This is a genomic window from Acinetobacter sp. B51(2017), assembly GCF_003711395.1.
In the GTDB taxonomy this organism is placed as follows: Bacteria; Pseudomonadota; Gammaproteobacteria; order Pseudomonadales; family Moraxellaceae; genus Acinetobacter.
The window spans coordinates 164,464-177,796 of sequence record NZ_PJRJ01000001.1 but is presented as its reverse complement, the minus strand read 5'-3'; the positions used below and the strand labels follow the sequence as shown (position 1 = coordinate 177,796).

General features: G+C 42.2%; 12 protein-coding genes. 6 read left to right on the top strand and 6 right to left on the bottom strand.

Features of this window, described 5'->3' with window-relative positions; all coding sequences use genetic code 11:
- Positions 1 to 72: 72 nt before the first annotated feature.
- A complete protein-coding gene (locus CYK47_RS00970; protein ID WP_122898030.1) occupies positions 73 to 1,719 on the top strand; it encodes an AMP-binding protein in 1,647 nt (548 codons plus the stop codon).
- Positions 1,720 to 1,792: 73 nt separating this feature from the next.
- On the opposite strand, the gene exaC is transcribed toward CYK47_RS00970, so the two are convergent.
- A complete protein-coding gene (exaC, locus tag CYK47_RS00965; RefSeq protein ID WP_122898028.1) occupies positions 1,793 to 3,304 on the bottom strand; it encodes an acetaldehyde dehydrogenase ExaC in 1,512 nt (503 codons plus the stop codon).
- A 213-nt stretch (positions 3,305 to 3,517) separates the two neighbouring features.
- Between exaC and CYK47_RS00960 the strand changes: the two genes are divergently transcribed.
- Positions 3,518 to 4,690, top strand: a complete 1,173-nt coding sequence (locus CYK47_RS00960) for a sigma-54-dependent transcriptional regulator family protein (protein WP_216075834.1) — start codon at positions 3,518 to 3,520, stop codon at positions 4,688 to 4,690.
- Here the strand turns inward: CYK47_RS00960 and CYK47_RS00955 are convergent.
- Positions 4,687 to 5,658 (bottom strand): alpha/beta hydrolase, encoded by a 972-nt coding sequence (locus CYK47_RS00955; protein ID WP_122898024.1) that lies wholly within the window; start codon positions 5,656 to 5,658, stop codon positions 4,687 to 4,689. The two genes, CYK47_RS00960 and CYK47_RS00955, sit on opposite strands and share 4 nt — an antisense overlap.
- Before the next feature lie 128 nt (positions 5,659 to 5,786).
- On the bottom strand, positions 5,787 to 7,001 hold the full coding sequence (gene mdh / locus CYK47_RS00950; RefSeq protein WP_122898022.1) for an iron-dependent methanol dehydrogenase: 1,215 nt from the start codon (positions 6,999 to 7,001) through the stop codon (positions 5,787 to 5,789).
- Positions 7,002 to 7,231: 230 nt separating this feature from the next.
- Here mdh and CYK47_RS00945 point away from each other — a divergent pair, with 230 nt between their 5' ends.
- The 3 genes from CYK47_RS00945 (at position 7,232) to CYK47_RS00935 (ending at position 11,253) form a co-directional block, all read left to right on the top strand.
- Positions 7,232 to 8,944 carry a DEAD/DEAH box helicase gene (locus CYK47_RS00945; RefSeq protein WP_122898021.1) on the top strand — a complete coding sequence of 571 codons (1,713 nt, stop codon included), beginning with the start codon at positions 7,232 to 7,234 and terminating at the stop codon, positions 8,942 to 8,944.
- Positions 8,945 to 9,061: 117 nt separating this feature from the next.
- Positions 9,062 to 9,979 carry a LysR family transcriptional regulator gene (locus CYK47_RS00940; RefSeq protein ID WP_122898019.1) on the top strand — a complete coding sequence of 306 codons (918 nt, stop codon included), beginning with the start codon at positions 9,062 to 9,064 and terminating at the stop codon, positions 9,977 to 9,979.
- Positions 9,980 to 10,077: 98 nt separating this feature from the next.
- Positions 10,078 to 11,253, top strand: coding sequence for an MFS transporter (locus CYK47_RS00935; RefSeq protein WP_122898017.1), 1,176 nt, complete (start codon positions 10,078 to 10,080; stop codon positions 11,251 to 11,253).
- Here the strand turns inward: CYK47_RS00935 and CYK47_RS00930 are convergent.
- Positions 11,233 to 11,688, bottom strand: coding sequence for a DUF441 domain-containing protein (locus CYK47_RS00930; protein ID WP_122898015.1), 456 nt, complete (start codon positions 11,686 to 11,688; stop codon positions 11,233 to 11,235). The two genes, CYK47_RS00935 and CYK47_RS00930, sit on opposite strands and share 21 nt — an antisense overlap.
- Positions 11,689 to 11,790: 102 nt before the next feature.
- On the opposite strand from CYK47_RS00930, the gene CYK47_RS00925 reads away from it, so the two are divergent.
- Complete coding sequence (locus CYK47_RS00925) at positions 11,791 to 12,507, top strand: pseudouridine synthase (protein WP_122898013.1); 717 nt, start codon at positions 11,791 to 11,793, stop codon at positions 12,505 to 12,507.
- Here the strand turns inward: CYK47_RS00925 and CYK47_RS00920 are convergent.
- Complete coding sequence (locus CYK47_RS00920) at positions 12,499 to 12,942, bottom strand: GNAT family N-acetyltransferase (RefSeq protein WP_122898011.1); 444 nt, start codon at positions 12,940 to 12,942, stop codon at positions 12,499 to 12,501. The genes CYK47_RS00925 and CYK47_RS00920 overlap by 9 nt on opposite strands.
- A gap of 74 nt (positions 12,943 to 13,016) precedes the next feature.
- Positions 13,017 to 13,316 carry a type II toxin-antitoxin system RelB/DinJ family antitoxin gene (locus CYK47_RS00915; RefSeq protein ID WP_122898009.1) on the bottom strand — a complete coding sequence of 100 codons (300 nt, stop codon included), beginning with the start codon at positions 13,314 to 13,316 and terminating at the stop codon, positions 13,017 to 13,019.
- Positions 13,317 to 13,333 lie beyond the last annotated feature (17 nt).

The following is a 13,333-nucleotide window of genomic DNA, read 5'->3' as shown; positions in this document are numbered from 1 at the left end:
TTAAAACAATAATGATCAAACTCGATCAATTCAGTAGACGGATGTCTGATAAAACAAAAAAAGGATAAAACGATGCAAACACTGGCTCAAGCACAGCAACAATTTGATTTAAAAAATTATATTCAAAGCCAATTACATGGTACTGCCAACGCATTAAACGCTTATACAGAGTGCTGCGGGCGTCATGTTGGACAAAATAAAGTTGCCCTAATTTGGCAAGCAAAAAACAACCAGCAACAAACATGGAGCTTTGAACAATTGGCGACAGCCTCAGCACAGCTCGCAAATTATTTCACCTCGCTGGGTATTCAAAAAGGTCAACGTATTGCAGGGCTGTTACCACGCACGCCTGAACTGTTGATTACCATATTGGCGACATGGCGGATCGGCGCGGTGTATCAACCTTTATTTACCGCTTTTGAATCTAAAGCCATTGAGCATCGTATTGAAAGTGCAGATACCCAGCTGATTGTGACCCATATAGAACAGCGCGCTAAACTTGATCGTTTAGAAATGAATCATATTTTAACGGTAGATGCAAAACGTGATGACAAAAATATAGATGCCGATTTTTGGACTACCGTGCATGCTCAGCCAACGGAGCAGCAGCCTGTAACACTGAGTTTTACCGATGACTTTTTAATGATGTTTACCTCGGGCACCACAGGTTTAGCCAAGTCGGTGGCTGTACCGCTTAAAGCACTATTGGCATTTAAAGGCTATATGCAATACGCATTAGACTTACGTGAGCAAGACAGTTTTTGGAATTTGGCCGATCCGGGCTGGGCATATGGTTTGTACTATGGCATTGCAGGGCCATTGGCATTGGGTCATCGTATTATTTTAGATGAACGTAACTTTAGTGTTGATCATGCCTTAGAAACCATCGAAAAATATCAAGTCAGTAATTTGGCAGGTTCTCCGACAGCTTTTCGTATGTTCTTTGGCTATAAAGAAAAATTTAAGCCCAAAATTGCTCAACATCTACGTGTGGTTAGTAGTGCAGGCGAACCTTTAACCCCAGAAGTAATTCATTGGTTTAAACAAGATTTGGGCGTGGATATCTTTGATCAATATGGACAAACTGAACTGGGGATGGTGATTGCCAATCATCATGGTTTAGCCCATCCTAAAAAAGTAGGTTCGGCGGGCTTTGCCATTCCAGGTCACCGTTTTGCGGTACTAAATCAACATGATCAAGAAGTCGCGCCTGGTGAGATTGGCACCCTTGCACTGGATTGGAGTCAATCACCTTTGTTTTGGTTTAAGGGCTATGGGGGCAATAATCGACAGTCCTTTGTGGGCAATTACTATATCACAGGGGATACAGTGCGTTTAAATCAACAAGGCGCGATAGAATTTGTTGGTCGTGCCGATGATGTGATTACCACTTCTGGCTATCGGGTAGGGCCATTTGATGTCGAAAGCACCTTATTAGAATGTCAAGAAGTATTAGAATCAGCGGTGGTGGGTAAACCAGATCCAGAACGTACCGAAATTGTGAAAGCTTTTGTGGTATTAAAACATGATTATCGTGCTAGCCCAGCGTTGCAAGACAAGCTGCAACAATATGTGCGCCAACGTTTATCTAAACACGTTTATCCACGCGAAATTGAGTTTGTGAGTCATTTACCTAAAACGTCAAGTGGTAAAATTCAGCGTAATTTACTCAAACAGCAAGAAATTGCCAAACTTGAGCAGCTTAAACAGGTGGGTTAAATCAAAGCAGTCTTTGGACTGCTCAGTATAAAAAATAGCGAACATCAAGTTCGCTATTTTTATGGCTTAAAACTTAGAAGAAGCCTGCAGGTTTGGTTGAGTAGCTAACCAGCAAGTTTTTGGTTTGTTGGTAATGATCTAACATCATCTTATGGTTTTCACGGCCAATACCTGACTTTTTATAACCACCAAATGCAGCATGTGCTGGGTAAATGTGATAACAGTTGGTCCATACGCGACCCGCTTGAATAGCACGACCCGCACGATACGAGGTATGCGTTGAACGTGACCAAACCCCTGCACCTAAACCGTAAATGGTATCATTGGCGATTTTAATGGCATCATCAAAGTCTTTAAACGTGGTGACTGCCAACACTGGACCAAAAATTTCTTCTTGGAAGGTCTTCATGCTGTTATGACCTTTAAAGATGGTTGGTTCAATATAGAAACCTTCCCCCACTTCTTGACGTGCAGCGCCACCAGTTAAGACTTGTGCACCTTCTTCACGACCTGTGGCAATACAGCCTAAGATTTTATCTTGCTGTTCTTGAGACGCTTGTGCGCCAATCATGGTGGTGGTGTCTAAAGGATGGCCTGTCTTAATCCGTTGTACACGTTCTACCGCCATTTCTAAGAAACGATCCGCAATGCTTTCTTGTACCAAAGCACGCGATGGACAGGTACAAATTTCACCTTGGTTTAAGGCAAACATTGCAAAGCCTTCTAAAGCTTTGTCTAAGAATTCATCTTCTTGATCTAAAATATCTGCAAAGAAAATATTCGGTGATTTACCGCCCAGTTCTAGTGTCACTGGAATAATATTTTCAGTGGCATACTGCATGATTAACTGACCGACTGCAGTTGAACCTGTAAAGGCAATTTTTGAGATACGTGGGTTGGTCGCCAATGGACGTCCTACCTCAACGCCATAACCATTGACGATATTAAGCACACCAGCAGGTAATAAATCTTGAATTAACTCTGCCAATACCAAAATACTCGCGGGTGTTTGTTCTGCAGGCTTTAACACAATACAGTTGCCTGCGGCCAGCGCTGGAGCGAGTTTCCATGCAGCCATTAAAATCGGGAAGTTCCATGGAATAATTTGTCCCACCACACCCAAGGGTTCATGGAAGTGATAGGCCACTGTATCGTGATCGATTTCAGAAATACCGCCTTCTTGAGTACGAATACAGCTGGCAAAATAACGGAAATGATCAATGGTCAGCGGAATATCGGCAGCCAAAGTTTCACGAATTGGTTTACCATTATCCCATGTTTCGGCAACGGCAAGTTTTTCTAGATTTTCTTCTAGACGGTCGGCAATTTTAAGTAAGATATTGGCGCGTTCAGTCGGTGAAGTTTTGCCCCATGCATCTTTGGCTTTATGGGCAGCATCTAAAGCCAATTCAATATCTTCGGCCGATGAGCGTGGTACTTTGGTAAAAACCTTACCATCGACAGGTGAGATGTTTTCAAAGTATTCCCCTTTAATCGGTTTAACCCACTCACCACCAATAAAGTTTTCATATTGAGCTTTGAATTCTACTTTTGAGCCCGGTTGATTCGGATCGATATAGCGCATATTTATTTTCCTTTGCGTCGTGTAATATGGAGCTTAAGCGCGTGAAAAATTGAAATACAAGCACGCAATCAGCTACATTATGCCTAGAGCATACCTAGCATAAGGTTGGAAAAAGGTAGGCAAAAGTCGAATTACAACTCCACGACAATTGTTTACATAAAGGACGCGTAGGACGCGCGTTAATTCATTCTGTTGTTGTGAGAATATTTCATAATGAGCAAACACAGTTTAATAGAAAAAAGGCAACAAATTGAGAAGCTTAGAAATGGAATTTCGCGCTCAAGCACCCAAGCGAATTTGCTGGGTCAAAGTATTGTCAGTTCATGGCAACGCTCAGAAAATGCTGCGATTCCTAAAGAACGCGTTGCTGCACCGTTAATTGAACTCAACCACAGCAGTACTCCACTGCAACATGCATTAAATTATTGTAGCGATGAACTCACACATATTGCCGAACAATCCCACATGGCAGTGGCGGTTGGAGATGTTGGCAGTACCATTATTTGGAGTGCAGCGCATGGACAAATGCGCCGTGAAGCAGAAAATGTCCACTTTGTGCAAGGTGGACAGTGGCGAGAAGAATTGGTGGGCACCAACGCTTTGGCGCTCACCTTAAAAACCGAGCAATCCTCCTGTGTATTTTCTAACGAACATTATATGCATTCGGTACAAAATTGGGTTTGTTATGCTGCTCCAATTATCGATCCATATTCAAAACATGTTTTGGGTGTAGTAGATTTATCCACGGTTTGGGATAAACATAACAGTTTAGGTTTATTGGCCGCAGAACGCTGTGCTGCGATTATTCAAACGGCATTGCTGGAACATCAACGGCAGCAGTTGTATTTGCGCGCTTTTGCTGTGCCACAAGTCTTATTTAATGGCAAGGTGTTAGTGGTCACACCACGGCAAATTGAAATTTTGACCATTTTGGCCTTATGTCCACAAGGTTTAACCCTTGATTCATTACATCAAGCTTTATATGGTGAGCGTAAAGTCAGTATGGGGACGCTGAAAGCCGAGATGTCACAGTTAAGAGAGTTACTCGGTGGCTTGTTAGGTTCAAGACCTTATCGTTTATTGGCTGATGTAGAAGCAGATTTTCTACAAGCAGAAAGCGCATTAGACCGAGGGGCAACAGAAGCGGCACTTAAACTGTGTTCAGGCGTGTTTTTAGCCAAAACCGAAAGTCCATTTTTATCGGCATGGCGCGATTGCTTAGAATCGCGCTTAAGTGATGCTATCTTTAGAGCCAATGAAACCGATGTGTTACTCAAACATATGGCACGTTGTCCAGAAGCCATTGATGCCATTGAACGTTTAATTGAACTGATGCCCAAAGAACATCCAGTTCATCAAAATTTACTGAAATACAAAGAGCACTAAAGCCCTTTGGCATTTAACCACGTAAATAACGTCTGATAAGCCAGTTCACGTACTGGCTTTTTAGATAAAATGACATCATGCATGGCCTGTTGAATGGAGACAATTTGCACATCACCTGCAATATGGCGCGTGCAACGGTCTATATCACGGACATTTAAAATAATATCACTCCTTTTGACAGCATCTGACCATCTACGCGCTTTAATACTTTGATGACTATGCATGACCAAAGTGGGAATATTTAGGCGAATGCCGCGTTGTAATTGTTGTTGGACTAGATACACGGCGCGTAAAAAGCTTAAACGCACCCATGGATAATGCTGCGGTTTGAGTTTTAAATTAAATTCCCATTCACCTTGCAGCTCTTTGTGTAAGCTAGGTACATATACAGGACTTAAACCACTAGGAATTGGCAGATTAGGAAAGCTTGCACCAAGTTTAATCAGTTGGCTTAAGGCAAACTTCGCGGTTTTTGAGCTGATATTAAAGTCAAAAAATGGACTATTGAGCCATAAGCCTTTGAGTAAAGGATGTTTGCTGTTCCGCGCAGCATAAGACGTACAGATCAGCCCACCCGTAGAATGTCCCGCTAAAATCAGACTTTGATGACCTTCACGCCAGATAATGTCCAGTGCTTGGTTAATTTCGGCATCATATTCGCGTAAATCATGTACATTGTAGGGTTTTTGGTGCGCTAATAGGGCGCGGCCATATTTGCGTAAATCTAAGGCATAAAAATTATAATCATGCTGATTAAATTGTAATGCCATCTCAGCTTGAAAAAAGTAATCAATAAAACCATGCAGATATAACACCGCTTTTTTGGTCGGTAGATTGGCTTTTTTACGAATCAGTTTGGCAATGACTTCGCCTTCATGGTCGTCGGGGAGCTGTAAGGTGGCACAGGCAAAACCTGCACCTAAAGGATCATCTTGATACGTCACTGGAAATTGAAAAAGACTGGCCATATCGGGTTAAATTTTATTCTTGTAAATTTGTATCTTTGATGAAGTTATCCGCATTGTCAAATAAAAAAAGGCCAACCGCTTGAGAGCAGGTTGGCCGAAAAGCATGTAAGTGCAAAGACTGGGAAAACTTACATTGCCGCTTTAAAACTCACGACATCCGTATGAGATGCTTTCATGGCTGCCTTAAACATTTGAACCACATCAGCATGGCTAGCTTTACGTGGGTTGGTCAGCATGCAGGCATCTTTTTGTGCATTTTCTGCCATGACTTCTAAATCTTGTTCTTTTACACCAAGCTCTGCTAAACCTGCTGGAATACCAATCGATTGCGACAAGCTACGAATCGCAGCAATTGCTGCATGCGCAGCTTGGGTTGTGCTTAAGCCTTGAGTATTCACACCCATCAGTTCGGCAATACGTGCATAGCGTTCTGGGCAGGCAATCAGGTTAAACTCACAGACATGTGGTAATAACACCGCATTACATACGCCGTGAGGTAGATTATAGAAGCCACCTAATTGATGCGCCATGGCATGTACATAACCGAGTGAGGCATTGTTAAAGGCCATGCCGGCTAAATATTGGGCATAACTCATCGCATCACGGGCTTCTAAGTTATCGCCATTGGCAACGGCTGGACTTAACCACTGACTAATCATGCTAATGGCTTTTTCTGCACAAGCATCGGTAATTGGGTTGGCTGCCGTCGACACATAAGCTTCTACCGCATGGGTTAAGGCATCCATCCCTGTGGCGGCAGTTAAAGCAGCAGGTTTTGCCAGCATTAGTTTTGGATCATCAATGGCAATGAGTGGCGTACAACGCCAATCGACAATCGCCATTTTGACATGCGTGTCGGTATTGGTGATGATACAAAAGCGTGTCATTTCTGAGGCAGTACCTGCCGTTGTATTGACCGCAATGAGTGGGGTCATAGGTACTGAACTTTTATCAATGCCTTCATAGTCACGAATATGGCCGCCACCTGCGGTCACTAAGCCAATACCTTTGGCACAGTCATGTGATGAGCCACCACCTAAAGAAACAATAAAGTCACAGCCGTGTTGGTTATAGGCATCTACGCCATTATGAACGTTGATGTCGGTTGGGTTGGGTTCTGCGCCCGCAAAAATATGACTTTCTACACCAGATTCTGTTAAATAGCCGGCAATGATATCGGCAACGCCAAATTTATATAAACCTGCATCCGTCACAATGAGTGCTTTTTTCGCGCCTAAGTTTTTCGCTTTATTGCCAATTTCTTTGGCACAGCCGGGGCCAAATAAAGAAACACACGGGATGTAAAAGCCGTTGGTTTGATCTGCAAGATGTTTAAACGCCATGGTCTGATTCCTTCTACCATTCTTTTGATTATTATCGGTGACCCTCACCGTTGATTAGAGTATCTAAACTAAAACAGAAAATGAAAACCTACCAAATACCTACCATCATCGCTTTTAGGTCTTAACTCATCGCTAAATTTGATAAATTGAAGCTGAGGCTTTAAGTATGCAGAGCTGAAAAGTTTGCGAAAAAATGCTAGGCTACAGCGGTTCTTTGATGGTATGGGCTTATGAAACAAGAAACTGCACTCAAACTTTTAAAAGCAGGAGAAAATGTCTTTTTGACTGGTTCGGCCGGTGCAGGGAAAACCTATACCTTAAATCAGTACATTCAGTATCTAAAGGCACGTAAAGTCCCTGTTGCCATTACCGCATCCACTGGCATTGCAGCCACGCATATGAACGGCATGACCATTCATACTTGGGCGGGGATTGGCATTAAAGACGTACTGAACGATCATGATTTAAAAAACATGAAAGAACGTAAATATTTAAAAGAGCATTTAGAAAATGCCCAAGTTTTAATTATTGATGAGATCTCGATGCTACATGCCAAGCAGCTGAATCTTGTTAACCAAGTGTTAAAATATTTTAAAGAAAGCGATGCTGCTTTTGGTGGTATTCAAGTCATTGTGGCGGGGGATTTTTTCCAGTTGCCTCCAGTGGGTAAGCCCGAAGAACGCAATCGTGATAAATTTTGCTTTATGTCTGAGGCATGGGTAGAAGCCAAGTTTCGGGTCTGTTATTTGACCGAGCAGCATCGTCAAGGCAATGACTATTTAAACGATATCTTAAATGCCATTCGTAGCCAAAGCATTGACCAACAGCATATTCAAGCCTTGCGTGACACTCAGCAGCAAGATATAGGCGATACTTTTACTCGTTTATATACCCATAATGCCGATGTTGATCAAATTAACTTTCAGCACTTAAATGCCTTAGAAGCCGATGCGCGTCAATTTGATGCTAAATGTGATGGTAATGCTAAACTCGTTGAGACCTTAAAATCATCGGTACGTGCGCCAGAGAGCTTGATTTTAAAGAAAAATGCCAAAGTGATGTTTGTCAAAAACAACTTTGAAATGGGTTATATCAATGGCAGCTTAGGTGAAGTGGTGGGTTTTAGCGAAGATGAAGAATACGGCATCTTACCCAAAGTACAACTCACCGATGGCACCAGTTTGGTGGTGGAACCTGAAACATGGTCAGTGGACAACGATGCAGGTAAAACCATTGCCAGTTTTCAGCAAATTCCACTGCGCTTAGCATGGGCGATTACCATTCATAAATCTCAAGGCATGACTTTGGCTGCGGCAGAAATTAATTTAAGCCATACTTTTGAAAAAGGTCAGGGTTATGTTGCATTGTCACGTTTAAAGAGTTTGGCTGGCTTAAGATTATTAGGTTTTAATTTAGCTGCCTTAGAATTAGACAGTTTGGCATTAAAAGCCGATCGACGTTTTCAAGAACTGTCGAGTGAAGCGGAAGCGAACTTTATGAATGTCGATCTAAGCTTACAACATAAAGCCTTTATTCGTCATTGTGGCGGGACACTCAATGATGCTGAGATTCAGCGCAATGAAAAGAAAATCGCCAAAACTGCGGGTAAACAAAATATTGGTGCGCAAACTGTGCAAGAAACCCGAATTTTATTTGAAGAAGGCTATCATATTCAAGATATTGCCCAAGAACGTGGTTTAACGCCTGCTACCATTATTAATCATTTAGCCAAATTGCAAAAAGAAGGTTTGGATATTTCTGAGGCACATCCCGGAGATGATGTGGTTGAACAAGTCCGTAAAATCTATAAACGTTTAATCAAACGCCAAAATCCTGAACATTTTAGTGATGATGGCACAATTAAATTACGTCCTATTGTAGAAGCCACCAGTCCACGTTTGGGCTATGACCAAGTACGTTTGGCCTTATTATTTGTTGAATAGGGCTAATCCTTAGGCTGAATATGAATTTGTTTAAAATTTAAGCGATTGGCTTGTGCTGAATTTTAATCAATAATTTTTATGTTAAATTGAATTAAATTCACTGCTTGGTGGTCTGCTATGTTAGAAATTCGGCATTTAAAAACCTTATTGGCCTTACGTGAACATGGTTCATTGGTCGCTGCTGCCAATGATTTGTGTTTAACGCCTTCGGCGATTTCGCATCAGCTCAAAGAACTTGATCACTGGTATGGGGTCGAGGTGGTGAATCGTCGTAGCCGACCAGTTAGTTTTTCTAATGTAGGACAGCGTTTATTGAAACTGGCAGATGATGTCATTCCACAGATTCAAATTGCGCAAACTGATATTACCCGTATTGTCTATGGGCAAACTGGGCGGATTATTTTTTCCTCAGAATGTCATAGCTGTTTTGATTGGTTAATGCCTTTGCTGAATCAATATCGGCAGCAATATCCCGATGTTGACCTTGATTTTGCCTCGGGTTTTGAAGCCAATCCACATGAATTATTACAAAATTCAGAATTTGATTTATTGATTACCGCAGATCCAATTGCGTTAAAAGGGATCGAATACTTTCCCATCTTTGAATATGAATCACGTTTAGTCTTGGCGATTACCCATCCTTTGGCGCGCACCGAGCATATTACGGTGCAAGAGTTGGCTGAAGAAACCTTAATTACCTATCCTGTAGATAAACATCGTTTGGATATTATGTCCAAGTTATTTATTCCCGCCAATATTCAGCCCAAAAGCATCCGCACCACAGATTTAACCCAAATGCTGATTCAATTGGTGGCCAGTGGGCGTGGCGTGGCGGCGTTGCCTGATTGGGTGGTGAATGAATATGAGCAAAAAGGTTGGGTGACTTCACGTCGTTTAGATTGTGTGGCTAAGCAAGGTTTAAGACGTACCCTATATGCGGGCTACCGCAGCGATGATAAAGAAAAAAGTTATTTTGAAGGCTTTTTAAAACAACTCGAGAAATTCTCACAAAAACGTCAGCACTATTATCCTTAATCGTGTCTGCCTTAAGCTGGGTGGGATATAAGTTTGTCGCATAGAGCAAGCTTGAAAAATATGCTATACCCCTTGCCAGTCATGCAGAGGAGGACATTATGCAGCGTGATGGATGGATTATTGTCGCTGGATTTATGGCAGCAATTCATGTGGGAAAATTACCGCCCGCAGTTCCTGTATTACAACGAGAGCTAGGCATCTCTTTGGTTGAAGCGGGGATTTTATTGTCCTTAGTGCAAGGTGCAGGGATGTTGTTGGCACTGTTGTTGGGCAGTTATAGTGAAAAAATTGGCTTAAAACGTTGTATGCTGTTGGGCTTACTGCTGTTAGGCAGTGCCAGTAGTTTGGCAGCTTTCTCTTTGAACTTTAAGCTGTTATTGCTGCTGCGCGGCTTAGAGGGATTAGGCTTTTTATGTATTACCTTAACGGGTGCAGCTTATTTACGCCATTTGGTCGCAGCCGAACACTTACAAAAAAAGTTAGGGCTATGGAGTGCCTATATGGGCGGTGGGATGGGCATCGCTTTACTGATTACGCCATTTTTATTTACCTTGCTAAGTTGGCAACAGGTTTGGCTGTGCTATGGCGCACTGAGCTTTGCCCTCGCTCTGATTTTAAGCGTGTATCTTCCTGCACCACCGCCCCCATCAAACTGTACTAAGGTATTGAATGTATTGGTGCAAGTCTTAAAATATCCACCTGCATGGTTATTGGCGGTTATTTTTGCCTTATATGCGGGGCAATGGTTAGTGTTGGTGGGCTTTTTACCGACCATTTATCAGCAAAACCAAATTTCTTTAACCTTGGCTGGTAGTCTCACTGCATTGGTCGCCATCAGTAATGCAATAGGTACAGCGATTTGCGGACGTTTATTACAACGTGGCATTGCAGCATCTAGGCTGATACGTGTTGGCTTTGTGGTTATGCTTATCACGGCACTGAGTTTTTATAGCTTTTCTAGCAATTTACCTTTTATGTTGCAGTATGCTTGTGTCGTGGCATTTTCATTATTGGGCGGTTTAGTGCCTGCCAGTGTCTTTTCTCAAGCGATGCATGTCGCACCCCAACCGCAGTGTATTCCAGCCACCATTGGTTTAACTTTACAATGTTCAGCGTGTTTGCAATTTTTATTGCCACCTTTGGCAGCCACTTTAGTGGCATGGACGCACACATGGTTATGGTTAGGGGGAGCTATGTTGATCCTGTCACTGCTGGCTTTGCTGTTGGTACAATGGCTATTTCAATTGCAGCGTTTAAGATTGACCAATCAGTAAGGATAAAATCCCTGCGGCAATCAGTGGGCCAACAGGTACGCCACGCAGCACAGCGACGCCTGCCACTGTGCCAATCAATAAACCCGCCACAATATTGGGCTGATTGCTCATTAGACTCACGCCACGCGCACCCAGCCATGCCACAAACATGCCTACTGCGATCGCCATTAACGACTTCCAATGCAAAAATGATTTTAAAATGGCATCACCTGGGATTTTGCCACTCGCAATTGGCGTCAGTACGCCAATGGTTAAAATAATAATGCCAATATTTAAGCCATGCTGTTGTAGCAATGGAAAAAACTCTGACAGCGGTGTAATTTTAAATACAATTAAAACAGCCGCGGCAATGGTCACTGCGCTATTGTGACTAAAAATTCCTACCACAAGTAAGAGCAGCAAGACAATTAAATTTACATCAAGATGGGAAAGCATACTCAGACCACAATAAAAAGCGCAGGGCATTGTAAGCTGATCAGACAATTTCTACAATTTCAGTATAAAATGCGCCTTTACCGTGTAAGAAGTTTAAGCTGAATGTTGTTAGAAAAAATGTTGCAGTCGCAAGGCTTTGGTTCGCGTAAAGCCTGCCAACAGCTGATTAAAAATGGCGCTATTGCGATTCAAGGCGAAGTGCAAACCGACCCCAAATATAAACTCGATTTAAATGACTTAAACTTCTCGGTATATGGCGATGATTATCAATATCGTGAAAAAGTTTATATTGCGCTAAATAAACCGCAAGGCTATGAATGCTCGCATCAAGCCACACATCATTTTAGTGTTTTTGATTTATTTGATCCTGTGCTGTTAAATCGTGGTATTCAATGTGTAGGTCGTTTGGATCAAGACACCACCGGTTTATTATTACTTACCGATGATGGACAATTTTTACAAGCTTTAACTCACCCTAAAAAGCATGTGCCTAAAATCTATCAAATGCATACCGCTGATCCTGTGACCGACGAGCAGATTGAAGCTTTAAGCCAAGGCGTTGAGCTACGTAATGAAAAAGGCATTTTTGCTGCCACCGAAGTCATGCGTTTAGCGCCTCAATATTTACAAATGACGGTGCATCAGGGGGTTTATCACCAAGTCAAACGCATGTTGGCTGCGGTGGGCAATAAAGTCGAACGCTTGCATCGTCAGCAAATTGGCGCTTTTGCCTTACCGCAACATTTAGCCCAAGGTGAATGGATGTATCTGGATGCTGCGCAAATTGAACAAGCCAAACTGCGCAATGACTCACTTTAAAAAACAATGATAGGTTTGAAACTCATCATCTTTAACAAATCCCATGCTTTCATACAAGGTATGGGATTGGTAATTGGTTTTTTGAGTTTCTAAACTTAAACGTAAAGCATTTTCATGTTGGGCAAATAAAATAGCGGTATCAATCAGTTGCCGTGCCGACCCTTGCCGACGGTATAAAGGCGTCACATAGACATCATCTAAAATATAGTAGGTTGAGCAGGCCACCGAGGAAAAGCCTAAATAAAGCAAAATAAAACCTGTAATAACCTCATCTTTAACATGAATAAAAATCACACTTTCTTGATTTTCAAAACGTTGTTTTAGAAAATCATAGGATAATTCGAGCTGTGAAGAAGCACCGTAAAATTGACGGTATTCGTCAAAAAGCACAGCCAATTGTTGTAAATCGTCGGGTGTAGCGCGTCGTACAATCATGTGCTGTTCCTTATTATTTTTATCGCGTTTTAGCATACGAAATATTCAGCGCCATAGGGTGATCTTTTTGTGACTTAAGGTTGTTTACTTTGCGCCAGTAGAGCATTTAAAGTGGCAAAAAGTTCTGCATCTTGTTGTTCTAAGCGGTTTTCAGCCTGATCATTGCTAGAGGTTACAATGGCTGTAGAATTTTGTAACGATTTTTTAGCCCTTGGCTGTTCAATATGAAATGGGATAGATTGGGTAAGCACCACTTGCTTAAAGAATAAGCGAATCGCCTGGGCAGGGCTAATCCCCAGTTGTTCAAAGACTGCAAAGGCTTGTTGCTTTTCTTCACTGCCAATTCGAATTTGATAGACTTCCGTTTTGCGCATCAGGATATTACCGTTGT